This window comes from Candidatus Eisenbacteria bacterium (assembly GCA_030017955.1).
In the GTDB taxonomy this organism is placed as follows: domain Bacteria; phylum Eisenbacteria; class RBG-16-71-46; order JASEGR01; family JASEGR01; genus JASEGR01.
The window spans coordinates 14,341-36,255 of sequence record JASEGR010000026.1; the positions used below are offsets into that span (position 1 = coordinate 14,341).

Genomic DNA, 21,915 nt, shown 5'->3' on the forward strand with positions numbered 1-21,915 from the left:
TCATTTCATGCCTCCCACTCAAAAACCAGCTCGGGGGTCCTGTTGCACTCCGCGACTTCGGGCCATCGGCCATCCTTTTTCGGCATCTGCCATCGTCTGGCGGCCTGGGCGCTGGAGATGCCCGGAGGCACCGGCTCAATATAAACCGGCGAAGTCCCATCGTTGATTTTCGGGCTCTCCATCCGCAGGAGCTTAGGCTGAAGCTCTCCGGCTCTTTTGCGAAAGTCATACAACTCATAATGGAGCCCGGCCTTCGGATCAAGCCATGCGTCTTGCTTCACCACGTCTGCGAGCTTAAAGTACTTCTCCCAGCCTAACCGTTCCGCCCATACCCGGGAAACCTCACTGTTGGTCTCATTGATAATATCCTCCCTGGTCGCTGAGTCGGGGTCCATAATCAGCTTCGCCGGGACTCTCACTCCATGCCACATCCAGAGTCCCCAACCATCTCTCCACCGTATGGCCATGGAATCCTCGCAGTGCAGTCGTCCACGAGCATCCCTAGATATCTTTTCCGGCCGGTCGCAAACCATAGCGAAATACTTATTAGGCCAAATGTACCCACCGCTCCTGCTCAACTCGGCGTATGCCGTGGCGCGGTCGCCAACTTCTCCCAAATCCAGCCCGCATTTCTCAACGAAGAACTGGGTAAAGCTGGGCCAATAAACCCAAAGCGCTCCGCCAAGCCAATAATGCCACCACACTTTGGAGTCCACGGCTGAGTCAACGGCTGAGTACACGTCTGAGTCCACGGCAAAATCTTTAATGTCAACCTTCTTGACTTTAGAGATTATGTTAGCCGCTATAGGTGCCGCGAATGCTCCCACGATAGGCGACGCCACTCGGATAATCGGGATGCCGTCATTCAGCTTCGCGTATCGGTAGCATGCCCGAAGAGCCTTTTCTTGCCTGTCCCAGTCCGCTGGTTCGGTTGAAAGACCTATCTTGATCCACTCGTCACACCAAGACTTTAAGCTCTCCTTCTGCTGTTCGGTGAGAACATCTATTCTTTTAGGCACTTAATCCACCACCTTGGCCCAGCCGCCATCAGGGGTGTATTGCCTCTTAATGATGACCCGGTAAGTCTCTCTCTCGACAGGACTAGGGGCATGCTCCTCGTGCGTCAACTTTCCAGCCTTTGGCATTTTGAGATACAACTCTCCGTTCCTAGTCTCAAACAATTCTCCTACATCTATCCGGTGGGCGTGGCCCGTCACCTCGCCGAAGACAAGCTCCTTGCGGACGCCGAGAGATTTCGCGTCCGCCGGAAGCGCGTCAATCTTTACAAGCACCACGTCGCCATGTCGTTTCATTTATTCTCCTTGCGATATTTATTGCACCAGTCGGCCCATTCGACTTCGGTCATGAAGGGCTTGTCGTCCTCGCCGCGCTCAGTCCGTTCCCATCCGTACTGCCAAAATTCTTGCGGATGTGCACTCATGGCTCCACCTCGCTGCCGCATGACGTCGTTGAAATATCCACGGAAATGACCAAAGCCCGAGGATTCTCTTCCATGAATTTATAAATAATTTCTTCTGGAATCATGTTCACTCTCCTACAAATCGCTTTCGGTTTCGATATCTCCGCAATCTCGAACACTTCACGCCGACCGTGGCTTCTAAACGAAAACTGCCATTGCATGGCAAGAAGCAGCGCCCCGCCCAGCAGTATCACTATATCAGGAACGTCGCCGGGCATGGTTTCCGGCATTCTTCCTGCTTTCCTTCCCGAACGACTTGCTCGTCCCGGTCAGGTGGAAAATTTTTGAGTTGGTCATCCCGAGGTCGTACATATTGAATCCCAAAGAAGTCTTGCGGAGCGTCCCGCAGGACAAGCACTTGAATCGCACGTCTCGGTAGTGCAGATGGTCGGTGATGCGGCCGCCGCACATACCGTAGCAGGAGAGCAGGGCTTCCTTCTCGTCGCCGTTGATCCGGTTTAACTTCTCCCAGCCGCTAAGGTCTTTTCTGGTGGACATTTCTATAAATGTCTGTTATTGAAGCGGAACCAGTGACTTCTCATATTGTGTAGTACGCGCCTAGCTTCCCAGTATAGATCATGCAAATATCCTTTTAACCGTGACTGCTCCAGTTCTGGTGCAGCGATGCGGCATCCATCCTCAAGCCTCATTTTACATCGATAGACCGCGATAACGGCTCGTTTCCAAGCGGCGCTTCCCGGCGCGGACTGGGAGATGACGTAATTAGCGACCATCTTGAAGCTCCGCGTTTCCTCTGGGTTAGAGGAGTCAATACGGTCGAATATCCATTGAGTGTTTATTTTTTCTGTCATTTTATTTTTCCGTTCTTTTCACTTCCGCGATTAACCAGGGGTTGACCGTTGTGCTTATTTTATGAGCCAATATTGTCTCACGCAATTTGAACCTTTTTGAATAGATGGTTTTATTTTTTACTACTCCATCTTCCATAACGCTATAATCAATTCCATGATTTTTCCATCCGGGCCCGTTGGCTGACCATGCATATACGCTGATTATTTTTTTCATTGCGTTTTGTTCCTCTCATTTCCGGTGGCTTTAATCAACGTCTGAGATAGGGATATCATGCGATCCAGGGCGAACGTGTAACCTTCAAGGATTTCCCGATAGCGTCTTTGCGGCGCCGTCTCGGCTTCCATCCTGACTTTGCGGTCCAGCTCCGTGACGTTCTCCCTAGAGATAAGAGCCTCGAAGCAGGACTGTTTGTAGAAGCTCATGGCCCATGCCGCCAGGTTAACGCAACGGGAGTATAGGGCCACGGCGTGTTTAGCCTTCCCGCACATCATCTCAAAGTCATCCGGTAGACCTTCGGACAAAAAAGAAGCAATTGCTTTAACTTCCTCGTCGTGCCTGGACCGGAATTCGTCGAAACTCTCCCGTGCCGTCATACGGCCTCCATTTCTCCGGCATCCTCCTCCACCTCTCCGTTCTCGTAGGCTAACTGCTCGGCGACGCAGGCCAGCGAGTCGTCGAGATCGTATGCGTGGCGCGGGAAAACGCTGACATCTCCGCTCAGGCCGCTGACGTCCCCGCGCAGGTCGGTGACATAGCCGCGCAGGCCGCTGGCGTCCCCGCTCAGGCCGCTGACGTCCCCGCGCAGGCCGGTGACATCTCCGCTCAGGCCGCTGACGTCCCCGCTCAGGTCGGTGACATAGCCGCTCAGGCCGCTGACGTCCCCGCTCAGGCCGCTGACGTCCCCGCTCAGGCCGCTGACATAGCCGCGCAGGCCGGTGACATAGCCGCGCAGGCCGGTGACATCTCCGCTCAGGCCGGTGACATAGCCGCGCAGGCCGGTGACATAGCCGCGCAGGCCGGAGGCCAACATCGCCAGATAGCTGATTTTGTCAGCCTTGTTTTCCGTAGCGTCAGTCACGATATTTTCTCCATCAAGTCCAATTTGCCGGCATTCCTGATTTCAAGCGCGGCGGCGAAGGCGTTAAAGGCCTTTACAAGATCAACAACCCGCCATACCTCTACGTTTTCCTCTTGTTCGCAGGGAACATGGATGGCATAGGCAGTCTTTACCTCGACGCCGGTATGCTCCAGGATAGCCATGGCGTAAGCCGCGAGCTGATACTCGTATCCTCTTCCAGACACATTGGAACTTGTCTTCCAGTCGATCAGGGCAATGTCCTTTCCGTCATGGACCAGACCATCGAATTTCCCGGCATACCCATACACATCAGACCATACGCATAGCTCCGCCGGTCCGAACGTCCATGGGCATGACTTCTTCCACGCCAACCAGGATTCGATCGCCGGAATGGTTTCGCCGGGAATCCCGGTAAAATCCACATCCTGGACGGTTTTACCGGGATTCCCGGCAAGTTGGACCATGATCTTTTCGATTATGCTATGGACTGCCGTCCCTATGCCCGCCGCCTCACCGGCTATACGGTCCGGTTCTCCTTTGGCTTTGACTGCGAGGGCATCCACCCAGTCCTGAGTGACGCGGATATCTTTGTCCTTCCATTCCAGGACCGCCGTCTGGAACATCTCCACTGCCTTCTTGACGCGCCAGGCGTTGAGTTGCGGCTTGTTTATCTCCCCAAGTATAGTCGTCACGCGGGGGTATTTCTTCCCGTTGATGACGTACCCAAGACGGTTGACTGATATGTCCGCCCTGAGCTTGTCGGCTATCTCTTGGAGTTGATCACAGCTCGACATCTTTCCCCTTCTGAAGCGTTCGCAATTCGGCATCTTGTTCTTCTGTCTGTTTCTTCTCGTTCTCCGGCTGTTTGTTTTCCAGCATTCTTGTCATTGCGGTAAAGAACGTCCGCGCCGCCAGGACTGCACAGTTGATCACCTTATCTGGATCTGGCTTCTCAGCTTTTGCGGACAAAGCAATGAGAAGATTCACGCCTTCTTTCATGGCGACTTGGGCCATTATCGCGCGATCTCGGTTCTGTGCGTTAGGATCAGCCGTGTACGTTCTCGTGGCTGATCCATTCGCTGACGGAGTATGCACGACGGAGGTTATTTTCTTGAGGAACTTGATATTAAAGTAGCCTTTTTCATTCTTCTCCCAAATAACTTCGTAATGCCCAGGCCCGTCCACCGCCGCCTTCACGTCTTTGTCGAATACGTTTTTCTTGTAAGTCTTGCCTTCCTTGCCTTTTATTACTAGGACAGGATACGGGCCGTACTCGCTGGCCTCGGTATTGACTTCAATTACTTCTATCGTTGTTGCTGGCATTTTTGCCTCCATACATCGTGTTCATATCGTCAATTTCCGGATCGGATGGATAGTGCGCGATCGTCCTAAAGGCTCGTGCTTGGACCAAGAAACGCAAACAGGCATCGGCCACATTCTGCGCCGAACGGTCCAAGTCATCGATTGGCGAGGTCGACACGTCGCGGCATAGGTGACAGTCACACGAGCACTTGTCCGAGTAGCATTCGATGCGATCCGAACACTCACAAACCATTGGTTTGTTCATTTTCCCTCCGTAGGAGCGGACAATCGGGATAAGCGACTCTGACCTTATCGAGTTGATCCTCTTGAGGCGATCTCGCGGGGTTTGAACTCCAGGACTCTACCGTCTTGAAGTTGACCCCGGTTTTTCTAGCGAATTCGTCGCTAGTTATTTTATTCGCATCCAGCCACTCACGGAATGGTTTATTCATGTTTCTCCTCTATTCGTTTATCTGCTCGGTAATATCATGCTTCGCTCCGACTCCCGCTCCCGCTCCCGCACCAGCTCCCGCTCAGGCTCCTGCTCCCCCTGCCGCTTCTGCATCCGCTCCAGCTCAAGCTCCAGCTCCAGACCCAGTCTCTGCTCCTGCACCCGCTCATCAGTACCATGACCCGCTCCAGCACCGGCTCCAGCACCAGCACCGGCTCCTGCTCCAGTTCGCGCGCGTCAGTATCATGATTCGCTCCTGCTCCAGCTCCCGCTACTGCTCCAGCTCCTGATCCAGCTCATGCTCCTGCTTTCCTTCCAGCTCCTGCTGACGCTCCCGCTCCAGCTCCAGCTCCCGCTCCTGCTCCTGCTCCTGCTCCTGCTCCTGCTCATTAGTATCATGATTCGCTCCCGCACCAGCTCCCGTACCAGCTTCTGCTCCAGCTTCCGTTTCTGCTCTTGCTTCTGCTACTGCTTTTCAGTACCATGACTCGCTCCAGCACCGGCTCCAGCACCAGCTCCCGCTCCTGCTCCAGCTCTTGCTACAGCTCCTGCTCCAGCTCCTGCTCCAGCTCATGCTCAAGCTCCTGCTCCTGCTCCCGTTCCTGCTACAGCTCCTGCTACAGCACCCGCTCCCGCTCTTGCTCCCGTTCCTGCTACAGCACGTCAGTATCATGATGCGCTCCAGTTAGTAAATCCAGACCGATATTTTTCGCCTCGGAGCCGGGCTTATAATCTACTTCTGCATAGACGGGAGCGGGTGCACCCACGGGAAGAAGTCGGTGACGCTCTTGAGATTCAAGTACGCGACGCCGACCGGCTCCACCTCGTTGAGGACGCCGTCCTTTATCGCCTGCATGAAGCGGCCGGAATCGGCAATCCAAGAGGCATCGGCAAGCTCAATAATATTGTTTGGATGCTGAGCGACCACCTTGCCGATCAAGTGATACGTCACAGTGCGGAAAAAATACGAATTTCCTATCAGGTCCAGATGATTTCCGTTCTTCATTTTTTCTTTTCTCCTTTTTTGGCGGTATGACTCCGCGCCGCTTCGCGGTCAAAACATATCCTCCACAATAATAGCACTAGCGTTATCACTTGTCAAGTGGCAATTGGCCAGGAATAAAACAGCCGACTGAAAGTTCAATATTCTCTTCGCCATGACATAACCTATCGCGTCCACTCGTCGACAACAAACGAAACAGTACCCATGCCCCGACGCATAAATATGAAGAGATGGCCTTGTATCGTCGTGAAATGGGCATAAAGTTTTATTCATAACAACCTCCGCCACTTCGGACAATTTCACCGCCCGCGCTCTTTCCACCATCATTTCCCACTCGAAACAGTTCAGGCTGGGGGGTTTCAGTCCGGCGTTCTCCTGGTATCGTTTCCGGCACTCGTACGGGAACGTTCCCAGCCACGGGGTCCATTCCTGAATTTCCCGCCGGGCTTTCCACTCCATTTTCTTGCGGAGTATCCTTAAGTCCTGAATCCAATCCGCTATTTCCTCCAGGGCTTGAGGATCGTATCCAAGAGCCGTAAGTTTTATTAGCCACTTTGGGTGCTGCATCAACTCTTGGAGTTCCCGAAGCGGGATGTTTTGCGTCATGGCCTCCGCGCCAATTATCTGAGGCCCCACTTCGACGCCATTTGTCATATTGTTTTCGCACGAAAGCATTGACTGTGTCTCCTGGTTCCATCGTTTCATTTTTCGACATTCCATTCGGCCAGCACCCGAAGCGTTCTTTGTACTTATGCGCCGCCCAGCCAGCCTTGAATCCGCGATCCCTAGCAATCCAAAGAAGCTGTTTGTACCAGTCCCGTCGCGGGATACCGCCGGACTCCATCTCTATTTTCCCGACTTCGTACAGGTATCCGTCACGGTATTCGATGCCTTCACCGAACGTCTTGGGCTCATTGCCGCATTCGGGGCAAATTTTGCGACCCCAGTAGACGGCCTTGCAAGAGGTGCAGACGATCTCTTTTTTCCCCTCTTTTTTCCTTTTTTCCTGATGCTCAGACGCGAGACCGGTGCCCTTGGTCAGTTCCCAATGGGTATATCCCTCGACAGGGCCATGCTCGTAGACGGAACCGGTGTGATCAATGAGAATTGCGTCAATTTTTCCTGGTGACGGTCGCAATATCCTGCCGATCATCTGAATGTAACGAACAATTGACTTCGTGGGACGGGCCAAAACACAACAAGATATCGGCGGGAAGTCCCAACCCAAGACGAAAACGGAATCGTTGCAGACGACCTGACATTCACCGGAGTTCATCTTGGCATAGACCATCTGACGTTCTTCCGGCGACGTTGATCCGTCAACATGATCCGCAGGGATACCGACGGCTCGGAAAGCATCCCTAACGTGCATGGAGTGTTTGACGCCGGAGCAAAATACGACGGTTAGCCGATTCTTGGCGATGCGGGCCCAGTTCTCTACGATATCTCCGATAAGGATCGGCTTGTCCATCGCGGTCTCTAGCGAGCCTTGGTTATAGTCGCCTGCCGTTACTTTGATGGCATGGAGATCGGGGATAGTCGGGGCGAAGTACTTTAGCGGGACGAGATAGCCTTGCTCGGTCAATTCTTTGATGGAAGCCGTATGCACCATCTTCTCGAACAGGTCGCCCAAGCCGCGATTGTCCATCCGCGCAGGGGTAGCCGTTAAACCCAGAATGCGGGTCTCCGGGTAGGCAGCGAAAATTCTTTTCCACGTATCGGCCATCGCGAGATGGCATTCGTCCGCTACGAGCAGGTCTGCCTTTGGGAGTTCTATAGCCGACCGCTTGAAGCTTCTGGCCAAAAGCGTCTGGACACTTGCGACCTGGACAGCCGCTGAATAGTCCGGCTCGACTCCGGCCATGATCGGAGCGGCGTATACTCCATACTGTTTGAGCTTATCCACGGCTTGGTAGATCAGCTCCCGCAGTGAAGCTAGAAACAGGACATTCAAGCCGGCATTAACGTGCTGTTTGATGATCTCACAAGCTAGGATCGTTTTGCCTGAATTATGCGTTACGGTGAAATCATCGAGTAGATACCGGCCATTGCCATCGAGGATAAATCCGTATATCTTCCCTCTTCCAATTCTCTTAACCGCGAACCCCTGACGCAGGACATCTTTTTTTTGCGAGCGAGGTTTTGAAATTTTTCTTTCTACCCTACAAGGGATAATATCAGTATCTCCAGATATAGAGACCCTGAAATATTCCGCCGAGAAATTGTTTTGACAGGATTTCCGACATTGCCGTATATAAGCGGCCAACCCCAATGATCTGGCCAAGAAACAAACGCCTCGCGCCAGTTTTTCAGACTTTGAAATATAATCGTAACCCTTACGCGATAAACTTCCGTCTGTATCCATGAGTCCAGCCAGGACAGCGAGCCTTTGCTGAACAGACCCGTTCAAATACGCGGCTGGAATGAACTTGCTCCCAGCCCTGCATCCAATCAAACCCATACCGGACAAAGTATTCCGCAAGAAATTTCTATCGCCACGCTTTTTGCCTACAAGAAAATGCGTTACGGATAATCCTTTCCCGAAAGAAGTCCTTATTCTGAGATTCCATTTCTTGGCTTGTATTTCCAATTCTTTAAATATTTCTTCGTTTCCGTTAGCCACGGAAACCCCATAACCCAGTCCGCCATCTCCAAGTAAGATACCGAGGAAGTATGGGTCTACCGACAAGACGTTCTTCGGCCAGTAAGATATCCCGACACGAAACAACTTGTAAATGTGTTTCCGCCAATTCGGCCATTCAAGCCAATCCTTCAACGCTACGTCTGCAATCTTCCCCCCATAGGGATCGCCTGGAAATTCATTGGTTTTTATCAAAGAAAGAACATGATTTTCGTTTACAACGAAACCATTGCCTTTCTTAGGCGTAATCTTGTAAATCGTATCCGTTCCTCGATGGGTGCTGAAAACTCTTCTGGGTCCGTCAAGACCGGCCAACGAATCACCGGCAGAAATATCCTCAACCAATTTCATGGACCCGTCAGCCATCAATATTCCTTGCCCTGCGACGTGACACGCCGTTGGAGCGTGGACCAGGATACGGGTATATCCATCCGCGACAGCTTTGGAGAAGTCATTGACGGCGCTGATTTGGTAGGGCCTTAATTCCATTGAAAATACTTTTCTGACAACTCAATAGCCCTTGACTGTTTCTTTAAACAAAACCCTTTGCTTGTCTTTGTTTCAACTACGAATACATCGGCCATTTCACGAGTTATGGTTTTGTAGAAATTTCTTATGGAGGTTTAAGCTAATGACATATTCGATATAGCTGGTTATCCCTGACGGCAATTCCTTGGTTTTCGGTTCAATTCCAAGCTCTTTGCAAGCCAGGTATCTATTCCTGCCGTCCAATATCTTCCCTTGGTTTGTAGTGATGGGCAATTGCAAACCATGTCTTTTGATGTCCTCCTTGAGGATGTCAAACTCCGGTTTAGGAAGCAGTGGGAAGATGTTAGAGACTTTATGAAATTCCATTTTTACTCCTTGCCTTTATTTTCCAATTCCATCTCAGGCCCTCGCCAAGCCTCGCCTTGCCTGGCCTAGTCCGGCCTGGCCACACATCGCCTCACCTTGCCACGAAAAGTCTGGCCCCAGTTAAGACCCCTGCCCAGCCTTGCCACGCCTAGCCGCGCCACGCCAAACAAAAGATCACTTTTATGGGCTAAAAAGCCCACATCCTTAGTATAGCGTTAGCCCCACTCTTTGTCAAGCGTTTTCTTTCCAGGAAAAAGACCTATGTTGATCTAGGTCAAAGGACCCAGGATGGTTCGTGGAGTGTATACTTAAAAAACCGGCGTCCTGATCCCTAACGCCAGCCGCCTACTTTTTCTTCTTTGGTGACGGCGTATTGACCAGCGCCTCCACAACTTCTTCCAACCTCAGCGGGTGGAGGCTGATCGGTTCCTCGAGCCGTCCCCGCGCAGGCTTTCCTTTTTTGATTAACCGGTCTTTCTTCATACTCTCTTTGTCACTAATTTAATCTTTCTTTCTATATTGCGCATATCAGTTATTTTTGGTATGCTCCTGGGGCTATGAATAAACTGGACAAGAAACGGCAGTTTCAGGATCATCTTATGCGGATCAGAGAAACTTTCGAAAAGGACCTTGAGGCACTTTATCGTCTTTATCCCGAATTTGTTCCAGCTACTTCCGTGCGACCCGGTCAAGATGTGTCGCGGGGAAAGCTTGTGCATGTTATCCGACAGGCATTGAATAATCGGCCCAACGTGCAATTCCGACTCAACGATGTGCGTATTTGGTTGCAGGAAACCGACCCAAACCAGACCGCTACTTTTACAAATTCGGATATTTCCAACGTGCTTTTTCGGTTGGCGAAACGCAAGGAAATTGAAGCCATCTCGCCTCCAAAAACCAGGCCCGTTTTGTACCGCACCATCAGCAGAAGTCAAGGAGGCGTTCATGCAGTTAAAATCATGTAATCAGGGCCGCGTTGGGCGGCCCGAAAACAACCAACCCTATTGACCTCTCTTTAAGGGGGAAGGCAATAGGGTCGGACCCGACAACGCCCCCGTGGCGAAACCGGTAACCGCTGTGGCCTTGGAAGCCACTGTCCGAGGGGACTTGCGGGTTCAAATCCCGCCGGGGGCACCCTCATTTTAGCAGTTTTATTATTACTCTTCAAGACTCTCATGCAGTTGGGGCCTTGTAGGTTAGGCGTTTCCCTTCGACGGCTCGCAGGGCGGCCATAGCTCGCTCTCCGTCGGTGGACTTCCGCATATTCCACCTAAACGCAAATTCATCGTTGTAGCGATCCAGGTGCTTCTCGCTGATGTTGTGGAAGGTGCCAATAATGCCGCGCTTGAGGAGCGAGAAATAAGACTCGGCGGTGTTCGTGTAGACGTTGCCCCGAACGTACTCAAGGGCCGAGTGATTGACTGCCTCATGGGATTGATAGCCGCGTCCAATGGGGGTATATGCCTTCCATTGGTCGGTCATGAGCCAGGATTGCCTGTCAACGTTTTCTTCGATGGCTTTGCGTAGCTCTTTGACTCCGGCGTTCTTGATCTTGAAAGAACGGACGTTTCCGCCGCGCTGAACCAAGGCAATGACGGGGATTTTCTTCTTGGCGCCTTCGCGGAATCGTGGCGAAATGGGCCGATTCTTATTTTTTCCACCAACGTAGGTTTCGTCAACCTCAACGACGCCGCGTAGCTTCACGCTCAATGGGCCTTCGCTCATGGCATGACGTACCCGATGGCACATGAACCACGCGCTCTTGTAGGTGATCCCCATCATGCGGGAAATCTGAAGGGCGCTGATCCCTTTCTTGCTCGCGGTCATCAGGTGAAGAACCGTCATCCATTTGTGAATGGGAATCTTGCTCCCATGGAAAATCGTGCCGACAGTGACAGAGAATTGCTTGCGGCAATCTCGGCACTTGCACAGCCCTTTCCGAGTCTTAGACGCCGGGTCAGAGTTCAGCCTATATGCCGAGGTAGAACCGCAGAAGGGACAGAACGGGCCATTCGGCCAGCGGCTTTGCTCCAACATCTCAATGGCCTGATCCTCTTTGTTTTTTTTCTTTAACTGATGACATTCTCCTCCATTTGTCCCATCCAAAAGAAAAGCAACTTCACGCAATTTTCCGGCCATCTCTTCAAACCTTCGCGCTTGTTCACGGAATTCCGTCGGACTTAATAATGCCATTTGAAGATAGCCTCTAAAGATCGTACCGTCAGGCCTGCAAATAAGAGAGGAACGGAACCCTTGATTTAGAGCGAGGACCGTTCCTCTCAGACGGCATACGCCCTTCAGAAATGGGGGGCGTATTTTATTTTAACAGTTTCAGCCCCAGATGTCTAGGGCTTTGCTAAAGGCTTCGCTAAAGGCTTCGCTAATTCAAAAAAGTACACGAATTTTAGCAAAGGCCCTGGACGCGATAGGCCTGGAACATCCAGGATCGAGCCGCCGCGCCTTTCTGCGGCCAAGCAAGAGGAGCCTGGGTCCATGCCCTATTTGCCCATAAGCCGTATCCCGTTGATCTGTAGACCGTTCGCCGTGGCCGTTGATGCCGTGTCCTTGGCCCCCGCCGCGGCTCCCTCGGCCTCACACCCATGGCGCCGTGGCCATGCCCAAAACCCAACAATCCACCAGCCGGAAAGGCCCGCGCCTCAATGGAAGCCGGAAGGTGCGGAATAGGATGGGACGGACAACCCCCCTCACGACGATAGATCGGTTATCATTCCGTATTATGTTACGTTTCGCTATCCAAAAGGCACCCATTTCTTAAGTCTGGCACCGATGTAGGAAATTCCTACACAATTTATCGGTTTTCACGGGGATGGGAAAGTGGAATTCCGGTCTTTTTTGATGCCGACGGGACCAAACGACTTATGCCATTTTTATGCTGAGGCGATATAACAACCTAGGCCCTTCATCTAGGCCCCCTGGAGGGGTACCCCACCCCCCCGGAATTTGGGGTCCCGAAGAGTGGGGGCGGAGGGGGATATTGGTCCCACATCCGCTACAGCTTGCGGCTTCATTCTGGCGGGTTCCACGTGCGTTGTAGGAGCCGTCCCACGGCGTGCCATTCCGATGACGGATGGGGTTAGTCCCACGCATATTGCGACTCCCATGCTGGACGCGCTGTTCGAACACCTAGTTTCAAGTGTCCGGATGACCCCCCTATGTTTTGGGGCCTGGGGGAATTTTTCTGGATTTTCCGGGGCGCATACAGTGCTGGTTCTGTCTGCTGTTTGGTGAGGCTGTTTGGTACTGGCGCGGGACTTTTTTTGGCGATGTTCTGGGTCAGGAAATTTTTTGCTTGACAAGCGCGTTGGTGGTGTGATACTTTTTTCAGATGCGACGCGACTCCGCTACTGCCGGCAATAGATCGCGTCCGGGTTCAATGGTCCCGAGAAACCCACTAAACCTGCCCAGTGTGTTGACGTGGAGGTTTAATGCCTACCAAGGCCAGAAAAACCACTGTCGTTCTGTCCATGCAATAGCCCTGCTCTGTCCCACCGGTGACAACAGGCGACTGGGAGGCAGCCTCACGAGCTGTCCCTTGAAGTCAGACGCGATATATCTTCCTACCGAAGATCCTGCTGAAGTAAAAAATATGGAGAGGGAACGGAATTTGCCTTCTCCGATAATCCCATGATCTGGCAGACAAATGGACGGTCTGGAAAACCCACAGGGTCGCGCCATGGATGGATGCCCCGGAGCATCTGGGGATTCACGGGATTATGGTGCTTATAGCGGTAGACGGACCAGTTGAAGGATTGTCCTGGGTTAAACTCATAATGGGTCATGAGGCTTATTGGCGTCATGCATCCAACCCAAGGGCAATCGCCGCTACGGTAGTGGAAACGGCTTTTTCATCCACTTCCGTACCAGCCTGACTCATCTCAGGCACGGCCACAACAAGGGCCACAATGGTAGACGCCCATAACCTCCCAGGAAAAAACCGGCCTATGGCAAAAAATTTCTTGACTTGCCTACCTTGCCTTTGGTAAAATTATTTCGGACGCGAGCGCATGACGTGGCCCCCCCGGATTGAACCCCCGGGGGGGTTTTTTTGTGTGCCCAATGCCGGTGATGGCAGTCTCGTGCGGAGCAGGCGTTTTGCAGCGCGTTAGGCGAAGGATGATCTTGCGTTGGCGGAGCTTCACGGTTAAGCTTGGCTGATGAACACCCGTCCTAGCGCCGGCGCGCCTCGAGGTATCGCGGCCATGAGCAGGGATCACGTCGCCTGCGCCTGTGGGTGGACTTGCAGCCTCTCTGGGAAAAAAGCTGAACTGTCCGAGTTCGATTACCTGCTTGACCGTTTTAATGGGCATCTGTGTCGTGACGGAAAGGGATTTTCGGTCGTGAGTTTTACCGAAGCCGTGGCGGAAGGAGGTGATGCGTGATGTCTAAACACAAGGGCAGGAAGCCCAAGAGTCCTCGAAAGCCGAGTTGCTGACCGTGGGCACGGTTCTGTCGACGAAACGCCGGTACACGGAAAAAGAGATCAAGAAATTCTGGCTTAGGAATTTCCTCCGGCACCGTCTGGTCAAGGACGCCTGCCGCTACGTGCATATCACGCGGCGCGCGTTCAACTGCTGGCTTCGCGATGACCCCGACTTCCGCAATGCCTACGAGAGCATGAAGCAGGATATCCTCGACGATATCCGCAAGATCGCCTACAAAAAGGCCGGTCTGCTGAAAATGTCCCCCGAGGAGAAGAAAGCCGGGGACATGAAGTCCACGTCGGACGGGATGATCCAGTTCCTCCTGCGCCAGGACCCGGAGTTCAAGGACCTCTCCTCGGCCAACACCGCCATCACCAACCTCAGCATCAAGGGACTAGACGCTTCCGCCATCTCCCGTCTCGCCCTTCCCCCGGGGAGCGCCGATGACGAGGAGCAGGTTTTTTCACCTCCCGGCACACCGCGAGTCGTTTTCCCAGACGTGAAGCCCGCCGTTGACTTCAAGTCGGAGAGTCTTGAGGAAGTGTTCGATAATATCGAAGCCGAGGAGGAGAACGCGCCGCTCGAGCAGTCCCCGGTCGTCGAGGCGCCGCCGGCGTTCGTGGGAGACTCCACCGGAATAAGCCTCAACCGCCCGGAGTGCCAGGAGACGAGCTATTCCGAGCTTCTTGAAGAGCTGGGGAAAGAGCCGGAGCATCCGCGCACTCCGGAGAAAAACCTCCTCATCCATGATCCCGTCGTCGAGAAGCCGGTTGAGCCGCCGCCCATGCCCGAAAAGCTCGACTTGAATAAATTAAAACCCGCCGATATCTTCACTGACGAGTTCTTCGTCCAAGGCGCCAGGAACCTCCTCGCCAATCGCCCGCAATTCGTGTCATTTATAAAAAAAGGTTTTAGGTACCACACAGAAAATTGCTTCAAGTGCTGCGAACTCCCCGTTAAGGAATGGTGCGAGGAGTGTCGGTTGTTCGCGATAAAGTCGGCGCGTGGAACCGGCGTGTGGAAACGCCTGGAAAAAGCGAAGGGCTCCACCTCGTCTACCAAGAGCAGTGCCTAGGCTAAGCGAAGAGCAGAACGTCCCCGCCCTCGATGCCGGAAGCATATCCCTCGATTTCTCCAACAACGAGGTCCAGCGGCGCTTCATGCTCTGCCCGGCAAAATTCCAGAATTTCTCCGGCGGCTTCGGCTCCGGGAAAACCACCGCCTGCTGCGCCAAGGCCCTCATCCTCTCCGCCATCATGCCCGGCAACATGGGCGTCGTCCTGCGCGAGACCTACCCAGAACTCCGCGATACCACGCGAAAAACTTTCTTCGAGATACTTCCCAAGGGCTGGGTCGGCCAGTGGAAGGAGTCGGAGAACCGCCTGATCCTCAAGAACGGCTCCGAGGTCCTGTTCCGGCATTTCGAGAACGACAAGATAAAAGTCGGCGCCAACCTTGGCTGGTTCTTCATCGATCAGGCCGAGGAAGCCTCCGAGCAGATTTTCTTGGGCCTCCAGGGTCGCCTCCGACGAAACGTCCCACGCCTCTACGGCCTCCTCGCCATGAACCCGAACGGCAAGGATTGGCAGTATAGACGCTTTGTCGAGAACAAGGACCCTGATTACGTCAACTTCGACTCCTCGACCATGGATAACCGCAAGAACCTCCCGCCGGGTTATATCGAGGGGATGATGTCGGCTTACTCGCCTGAGTGGGTCGAGCGCTTCGTCTACGGGAAATGGACCAAGATGTCCGGCCTCATCCTGCATGAATTCGACCCCGACCGTCACATGATCGATCCCATCCTCCTGCCCGCGCGCTGGCCGAAATTCCGCGGCCTTGACTGGGGCGTGGACTCGCCCTCGACCTGCGTGTTCATCGCCGTGGACGAGCAGGGGGTCCGCTATGTGTTCGATGAGTACGGCGACTCGTCCCGGACCCCAGAGGAACACGCTCAGGAGATCAAGGCAAAGTCCAAACAGTACGAGCCATTCCGAGCGTCGGTCCTGGACTCCACCGCCTTCCGCCGAGAGGCAGACTTGAAAAGCGTCGGTGACCGCTACATCCGCTCCGGTCTCTATTGTCAGCAAGGCACCAGGGACCTCCTAGCTTCTATCCTCCACGTCAAGCATCTTCTGAAAACCGACAAGCTGAGGTTTGTCCGCGGCGCGACCGACGAGACCGTGCGCGAGATGCAGGCCTGGAAGTGGGGGCCGATCGTCGCTGGAAAAGAAAAGCCCGCCCGAGGCAACGACCACTACCTCGATGCCATGCGCTACGTCTTGTATTACATCGACCGAAAAAAGTTATATTCATCCCCGGATAAGGACAAGTTGCGAAACGAGCGTTTTTCAGCTAAGCTCACGCTGGGGGAAACGAAAATAAACTGCGACGCCGTTACCGGGTTGCCCGCGTGAGCCCGCTGTGAGCCAAGCGTGGGTCCAGGAAATCCTGGAGAAAACCTCGACCTTCGAGCGCGATCACGGCTCCCACCTCCGCGACTGGAACCGCAACGACCGTCTTTATCGCTCCATCCCCGTCAAGTCGCGCTCGGAGAACCAGTCGAATACCTTCATCCCCGAGATGTTCGTCGAGGTGGAGGCGCTGGCCACCGCCGTGTTCGAGATGGTCATGTCCGATACCACCGACGCGCTCTTCTTCGATGTGGTCGGCCAGGACGGGACCCTCGATGACACCGTCCGCGCCATGGTCACCAAGGCGACGCTCGCCAAGCAGATCGAGGTGGTTGAGCTTCAGTCCAAGCTTATGCCGTTCTTCAGAGGCCTCATCCTCCAAGGATCACAACCCATCAGCCTCCCCTGGCGCGTCGGCTACAAAAGCTACTACGACCGTGGCCTGCGCAAGCGCGTTCCGGCCTTCGACTCTTGGGATTTCCTGTCCGTAAAGATTTTTAATTTCGCCTTCGACGACGCCGTAGACTCCATAGAAAATGCCTCCTGGGCCGCGCAGACCATGCACGTCAATGCTATGTCGGCGAGACGCATGGCGAAGAATGGCATCTGGTCGGCCAAGGCGGTCGATAAGGCGCTTCCCTCCGGCATCATGCGCAACCCCCACGAGGAGGAGTCCCGCCGCACCGCAGGCTACCTGACCCAGTTCAACCAGGGGAAGGGCCTCACCGCCGTCGAGTATTTCGGTACCCTGGAGTCAAAGGACGACGGCGAGATATATTGGGCCGTCGCGTCCAAGAACGGCCAGCCATTGAAAGAGCCCGAGCTGAACCCCTACGGCCATGGCGAACTCCAGTGGATGATGGCGAGATGGTTCACCGTCGCAGAGGAACCTCTCGGTATCGGCATCGGCCATGTCAACTACCGCCAGCAGGCGGAGATCAACGACCGCCGCAACTTTATCAACGACCTTCTCTACGCCAGCCTCTACAGCATGTGGCTCAAGCGCTCCGACTCGGGCATCATGCTCCCTGGAAATAAAATGCGCTACAGCCCGCACCAAATACTTGAGGGCGACATTATCAGCGACGAGGCCTTGCGGCCTCTGCGCCCCGACATGAGCGGCCTGTCAGGTGCGATTAATCTCGAAGCCGGGGATATCGAACGCATGCGCCGCCACTCGGGAGCGACCTCGACCCTCCAGGCACAGGCCACCGGAATAACGGCCACCGAGACCACCGCCATCCAGTCTGAAGCCACACGCCGTGTCAAGGCTATGGTTCGCTCGGAACTCGGCGGTTTTCTTCGCAAGATGCTTTATCGTGCCCATGCCTTGAATCTTCAGCTCATGGATCGTCCCCTCATCGCCCGCATTATGAACTCGGACGGCTTGGAGGTTTTCGGTGAAGTCACCAACCGAGACCTCATACTCAATCCCGACATCCGCATCAAGCTGACGACCGACCTGGACTTCCGGCCGTTTAAGCGTCGTGAGCTGATCGAGATGCTGGAGGTGTTCGCCCGCCTGTCACAGACCGGCGTCCTCGGCTCCCGGCGGTTGGTTCCTGATCCTATCGTCGAGGAGTTGGCCAGGACCTACGGCATGGACCCGAGAAAGTTTTTCAGTCGTGATGGCGTCATCGAGGCCGAGACGCGCCGGGCCACGCAAAGTCCGGATGTCCAGCAGAACGCCCTGCAACAGCTCATGGCCGAGTCTCCGGGAGCGCAAGAAGTTCTTGCGTCCGGGATGGCCTCCGGCGTTCCAGCGGGGGCGATATGAGCCTCGAAAAAGACCTTGCCGCCATCGTCAACAAAACCAAGGATGCTAAGGAAGTTGTAAAAGACGGCAGGGCCATGCAGAGACTCGCCAAGAACCCGGATTTTCAGACGTATGAGAATTTGCTCAAAGAGGCGTATATCCTGCTCATCCGCAGGTTCCGTTCCGCCAAGCCGGATGAACTTCAACAGCTCCAAGGCGCCTTGATTCAGCACGAGGTGATCCTGAGCATCCCGCAGAAAATTCTCGCGGCGGCGGAAAAGCTCGTCGCCATGGACCGTGAGGAGCAGGAGTCAAGAGAGGTCGGCAATGCCAGATGAAATCACGAAAGCGGATGAGCATATGCTTGCGGCCAAAGCCAGGGCAGGAGATATTGCCGCTGCTGAAACGGAAATTGAGCCGCAGAAGATCAGCCTACCGTTGCGGGACTTCCCTGAACTCAAGGGCGAGAGCGAGGGAGATAAAGTTGTTCTCGTTCTCGCTGGCTACGTGGATGAGATGGACAAACAGTCCGTTGTCGTCGAGGTATCCCGCGCCGCCATCGTTCACGGAAAAATGACCTCCGGCCAAAAGCGCAGGGTGATGCGCCTTGAGGACGCCTTGAAGGGCAAGCGCGGCATCGAGAATAGATTTGCGTTGGCCAGGCATCTTGTGCTAAATAAAAAGCGGGGGGCCAAGTGAGGGAAATTTTGGCCGGTCTGTTCGTCTCTCTTGTCGGCCTTGTCGGTTTATTCCAGGAGCCGGTCCTTGCGGATTGGGGCGGCGGACTTTACATGTCCTCCGCCACGGTCTCCGGCGTCATCATAACCACCGGCACCGCCATCCGGGTGGATAACCGCTACCGTAACCTCGTTTCCTCAGCGAGCATTAACATCGGCGTGGTTCCCAACCGGTACATGGTGTCCGTTCAGAACCAGGATGGGACGGACAGCATCTACTGCGGCTTTGATTCCCTGGTCTCCACGACCACCACGCTGGCGGCGGACAGGGATTCCATCGGTTGGCAGATATACGGGGACTGCAACGCCGGTGACATCCGGTGCGAGGGGTTTTTCCCCCTGTCCGCGAACGCGGCCTTGTGGTGCCGGGCGGTCAACGCGGCGGGGGCGAACGGGGTATTGACAGCGGTGGCGCAGTACGGCAAGTAGAGGACATGCGGGACGAGGGCCTGCAAAAATTCATGCAGGAAGTCCAAAGGGATTTGGGGACGCTTTTGGAAGGTCAGAAAAACCAGGGGGAGCACATAACCTGGGTGAGCAAGAAGATAGATGCGAACACGCGGGTGATACAGGAACGTCTGGACGCCCATGTCTCGGATCAAGATGCTCACGGCCTGAAAACGATGCGTTCGTCGAAGAACCAGGGGGTAGCCGTGGCGGCGCTGGTGATAAGCCTTCTCGCCGCCGCCGCGAATATTTTGGCGGTCATGAACGGCCTGTCGAATTGAGGGGTGAATAGATGAAAAAGTCCATCATGTCTTTTCTCGTGGCTTTTGCCATGGCCAATCCTTGGGCGTTCGCCGGAGTGGTTCCGGGCACGGTTAATGGCGCCCGCATCACGCCCAACCGCGTGAACGCCACCGTCGTGGTCGTGGGCGCTCCCGGGGACGCTCCTGATGCGTCATCCGTGTTCACCTCCAGCGGATCGGTCGTTATCCAATCCACCACGACTACGGCGACGCATGAACTTCTGGACGTTGAGAACACGGCGAACGCCTCCATCGTCTCGTTCCAGGTCAACGGCGCGGCGTTGTTCAATCAGCAAAGCGGCGTCGGGAACTTCCAGGTTCAGTCCGACAACATGGCCAACGCCATCCTGGTGGATGGGACGAATGATTTCGTCGGCATCAACGATGCGTCGCCGGATGCGATGGTGGACGTAATCGCCAGGACGGCCAGCTCATCCGGCGTAGTTATCACAGCCGCCGGTTCACAGACCGCTGATCTTCTCAGTTTGCGTGACAGCAGTGAAGCCAGGCTGATATCCGTGGATGCCTCCGGCAATGCCGTTTTCACCGGCTACGTCGTTGACCGATCTTCATTCCAGGTGACCGGGAATGAAGCATCCAGCGGACGCATGGTACAGCTTCAACCGACTACTGGAGCGAACGGAGCTTTAATTCACTTCCGCAATACGACCGGAGATTTCTATATCGGGAGCGACGATAGCACAGGTGGCGACTTGACCGGGGTGGCCTACGCGAACGCCATCTGGTCCGTCAGCAATACCAGCACCGTCCTTGGCACGAATAACACTGAAAGGATGCGGATCAGGAACACTGGCGAAATTGTCTTCGGCGTCTCAGCGTCCACGGTTATCTATAACGGTGCCAGCGGTTTGGAATGGCATGATCCAGATGTGGCCGGGAACGTCGGGGGGATCAGCTCGGGCAGTAATGACCTGACCATTGCGGCGGCCAACAATCGCAACGTCCGCGTTGATAACGACACGCGGAACGTCCTGTTCGTATCGGACACCAATGGTTTCCTCGGCATAAACGACACCTCTCCGGACTCGATGGAAGATATCGTGATGCTCAACGCCAGTTCCTCTGGCACGGTCATCACGGCGGCCGCCACTCCGACCGCAGACCTGCTCTCGATTCGCGACTCGAATGAAGCGCCGCTGTTCTTCATCAACGCGATCGGACATGCCGTTAGCAGTGGAACCACGCCTGCCCTGACGAACTGCGGTACCTCCCCCTCGATCATCGGCAGCGACAACTCTGGGAAGATAACCGTCGGCAGCAGCGCGGCGGATACCTGCACGGCTACGTTCGGCACCGCCTACACGAACGCCCCCGCTTGTGTATTTAGCGGTCAGGATGCCAATGATATCCTGGGTTCCACGACCACGGCATCCGGGTTCGCCTTTGTCACCCCCGGCGCCCAGGACATATCCTCGGAGGTAATTTCGTACATCTGCATGGGTGTTGACCGGTAACGCGGGGTGCCTAGGCTGCTTCCGGCTTTGGCGGCGCCCTCTCTCCTGGGGGTGTCCGCCTTGGCCGGGGGGGAGACGGGGATGAGAATGGTGATCGTTCTATTAGTGGCAAGATTCTTCTACTGGCTTGGGGCGAAATGAATGTGGCCATGGCGGAATTACCTGAAATCGTCCATACTCGTGAGCAAGGACGATCTGTCCACGGCTTTGGGGAAATTTTCTCCAGGGCGGGAGACGAGCTTTCGTGATAAGGCCTACACCGTCACAGGAGAGAAAAGCCTGGTTGGCCTTGTTGAAAGGCATAGCCGGGTATTTCGGTTCAAGTACGGTGGAAATAAAAGAGCCGGATCGGATGGAGACGATAGCTACCCGGACTGCGACGACTTCGCGTTCATGGAGTGCGCGGATATTAATAGGGCAGCCATCCTTTCGGGCTTCAAGGCTCCACCGGCATACGGCAGGATTTGGTACAGGACAGTCCGTGGGGGTTGGCATGAGGCCTGCTTCGGCTTCGTCCTGCCGCTCCGATTTTGTTTACACGATCCGCTTTCGGGGAGATGGTGCTTTGATGGTGAAGCCGAAAAAGAGATTGCGGAGGCCATAGAATTTAATATTCCGTAGCAGATTTCGGCGGTGGGGGTAGCTCCCCCTTTGGGCTCTCAGAGCCACGCGCAGAGGCCCATCTGAGGGGCCGTGGAGAGTGCACGCTCCACGGCCCC

At 54.6% G+C, this 21,915-nt stretch carries 23 protein-coding genes and 1 tRNA gene; 11 read left to right on the plus strand and 13 right to left on the minus strand.

All coding sequences use genetic code 11. The features are described 5' to 3' along the window. Positions 1–5 precede the first annotated feature (5 nt). The 12 genes from QME66_05875 to QME66_05930 all read right to left on the minus strand — a co-directional run bounded on the left by QME66_05875 (position 6) and on the right by QME66_05930 (position 10,106). Positions 6–1,019, minus strand: coding sequence for a hypothetical protein (locus tag QME66_05875; GenBank protein ID MDI6808496.1), 1,014 nt, complete (start codon positions 1,017–1,019; stop codon positions 6–8). Then, positions 1,020–1,313: a hypothetical protein gene (locus QME66_05880; protein ID MDI6808497.1), complete on the minus strand. Its 294-nt coding sequence runs from the start codon at positions 1,311–1,313 to the stop codon at positions 1,020–1,022. Between the two features lie 124 nt (positions 1,314–1,437). Beyond that, complete coding sequence (locus QME66_05885; GenBank protein MDI6808498.1) at positions 1,438–1,710, minus strand: hypothetical protein; 273 nt, start codon at positions 1,708–1,710, stop codon at positions 1,438–1,440. Next, positions 1,679–1,978 carry a hypothetical protein gene (locus QME66_05890; GenBank protein MDI6808499.1) on the minus strand — a complete coding sequence of 100 codons (300 nt, stop codon included), beginning with the start codon at positions 1,976–1,978 and terminating at the stop codon, positions 1,679–1,681. Before QME66_05890 ends, QME66_05885 begins: the two co-directional genes overlap by 32 nt. A 315-nt stretch (positions 1,979–2,293) precedes the next feature. Further along, complete coding sequence (locus QME66_05895; protein ID MDI6808500.1) at positions 2,294–2,506, minus strand: hypothetical protein; 213 nt, start codon at positions 2,504–2,506, stop codon at positions 2,294–2,296. After that, on the minus strand, positions 2,503–2,886 hold the full coding sequence (locus QME66_05900) for a hypothetical protein (GenBank protein MDI6808501.1): 384 nt from the start codon (positions 2,884–2,886) through the stop codon (positions 2,503–2,505). Before QME66_05900 ends, QME66_05895 begins: the two co-directional genes overlap by 4 nt. Next, positions 2,883–3,371: a hypothetical protein gene (locus tag QME66_05905; protein ID MDI6808502.1), complete on the minus strand. Its 489-nt coding sequence runs from the start codon at positions 3,369–3,371 to the stop codon at positions 2,883–2,885. Before QME66_05905 ends, QME66_05900 begins: the two co-directional genes overlap by 4 nt. Beyond that, positions 3,368–4,198: a hypothetical protein gene (locus tag QME66_05910; GenBank protein MDI6808503.1), complete on the minus strand. Its 831-nt coding sequence runs from the start codon at positions 4,196–4,198 to the stop codon at positions 3,368–3,370. Before QME66_05910 ends, QME66_05905 begins: the two co-directional genes overlap by 4 nt. Beyond that, positions 4,152–4,694 carry a hypothetical protein gene (locus tag QME66_05915; protein ID MDI6808504.1) on the minus strand — a complete coding sequence of 181 codons (543 nt, stop codon included), beginning with the start codon at positions 4,692–4,694 and terminating at the stop codon, positions 4,152–4,154. Before QME66_05915 ends, QME66_05910 begins: the two co-directional genes overlap by 47 nt. A 1,163-nt stretch (positions 4,695–5,857) precedes the next feature. Continuing rightward, the gene (locus QME66_05920; GenBank protein MDI6808505.1) at positions 5,858–6,130 is read right to left on the minus strand and encodes a hypothetical protein; all 273 of its coding nucleotides are present in this window, start codon (positions 6,128–6,130) and stop codon (positions 5,858–5,860) included. Positions 6,131–6,392: 262 nt separating this feature from the next. Then, positions 6,393–8,588, minus strand: a complete 2,196-nt coding sequence (locus tag QME66_05925) for a DEAD/DEAH box helicase family protein (protein ID MDI6808506.1) — start codon at positions 8,586–8,588, stop codon at positions 6,393–6,395. Between the two features lie 1,380 nt (positions 8,589–9,968). After that, positions 9,969–10,106 carry a hypothetical protein gene (locus tag QME66_05930; GenBank protein ID MDI6808507.1) on the minus strand — a complete coding sequence of 46 codons (138 nt, stop codon included), beginning with the start codon at positions 10,104–10,106 and terminating at the stop codon, positions 9,969–9,971. A gap of 74 nt (positions 10,107–10,180) precedes the next feature. Between QME66_05930 and QME66_05935 the strand changes: the two genes are divergently transcribed. Both QME66_05935 and QME66_05940 read left to right on the plus strand, forming a co-directional pair. Further along, positions 10,181–10,588 carry a hypothetical protein gene (locus QME66_05935; protein ID MDI6808508.1) on the plus strand — a complete coding sequence of 136 codons (408 nt, stop codon included), beginning with the start codon at positions 10,181–10,183 and terminating at the stop codon, positions 10,586–10,588. Positions 10,589–10,673: 85 nt separating this feature from the next. Further along, positions 10,674–10,757, plus strand: a tRNA-Pro gene (locus tag QME66_05940). 39 nt (positions 10,758–10,796) lie between these two features. Here QME66_05940 and QME66_05945 read toward each other — a convergent pair. Beyond that, the gene (locus tag QME66_05945; protein ID MDI6808509.1) at positions 10,797–11,762 is read right to left on the minus strand and encodes an IS1595 family transposase; all 966 of its coding nucleotides are present in this window, start codon (positions 11,760–11,762) and stop codon (positions 10,797–10,799) included. A 2,316-nt stretch (positions 11,763–14,078) separates the two neighbouring features. On the opposite strand from QME66_05945, the gene QME66_05950 reads away from it, so the two are divergent. From QME66_05950 to QME66_05990, 9 genes are all read left to right on the plus strand, one after another. Continuing rightward, positions 14,079–15,140: a hypothetical protein gene (locus QME66_05950; GenBank protein MDI6808510.1), complete on the plus strand. Its 1,062-nt coding sequence runs from the start codon at positions 14,079–14,081 to the stop codon at positions 15,138–15,140. Further along, positions 15,133–16,482, plus strand: a complete 1,350-nt coding sequence (locus QME66_05955; protein ID MDI6808511.1) for a phage terminase large subunit — start codon at positions 15,133–15,135, stop codon at positions 16,480–16,482. Before QME66_05950 ends, QME66_05955 begins: the two co-directional genes overlap by 8 nt. A 7-nt stretch (positions 16,483–16,489) precedes the next feature. Further along, on the plus strand, positions 16,490–18,256 hold the full coding sequence (locus QME66_05960; GenBank protein ID MDI6808512.1) for a hypothetical protein: 1,767 nt from the start codon (positions 16,490–16,492) through the stop codon (positions 18,254–18,256). Beyond that, positions 18,253–18,573, plus strand: coding sequence for a hypothetical protein (locus QME66_05965; GenBank protein ID MDI6808513.1), 321 nt, complete (start codon positions 18,253–18,255; stop codon positions 18,571–18,573). Before QME66_05960 ends, QME66_05965 begins: the two co-directional genes overlap by 4 nt. After that, positions 18,563–18,934, plus strand: a complete 372-nt coding sequence (locus QME66_05970) for a hypothetical protein (GenBank protein ID MDI6808514.1) — start codon at positions 18,563–18,565, stop codon at positions 18,932–18,934. Before QME66_05965 ends, QME66_05970 begins: the two co-directional genes overlap by 11 nt. Further along, positions 18,931–19,401 carry a hypothetical protein gene (locus tag QME66_05975; protein ID MDI6808515.1) on the plus strand — a complete coding sequence of 157 codons (471 nt, stop codon included), beginning with the start codon at positions 18,931–18,933 and terminating at the stop codon, positions 19,399–19,401. Before QME66_05970 ends, QME66_05975 begins: the two co-directional genes overlap by 4 nt. 5 nt (positions 19,402–19,406) lie before the next feature. After that, a complete protein-coding gene (locus QME66_05980) occupies positions 19,407–19,700 on the plus strand; it encodes a hypothetical protein (protein ID MDI6808516.1) in 294 nt (97 codons plus the stop codon). 11 nt (positions 19,701–19,711) lie between these two features. Next, positions 19,712–21,196, plus strand: coding sequence for a hypothetical protein (locus QME66_05985; protein MDI6808517.1), 1,485 nt, complete (start codon positions 19,712–19,714; stop codon positions 21,194–21,196). Between the two features lie 141 nt (positions 21,197–21,337). Then, positions 21,338–21,817 carry a hypothetical protein gene (locus QME66_05990; protein MDI6808518.1) on the plus strand — a complete coding sequence of 160 codons (480 nt, stop codon included), beginning with the start codon at positions 21,338–21,340 and terminating at the stop codon, positions 21,815–21,817. Positions 21,818–21,915: the final 98 nt, after the last annotated feature.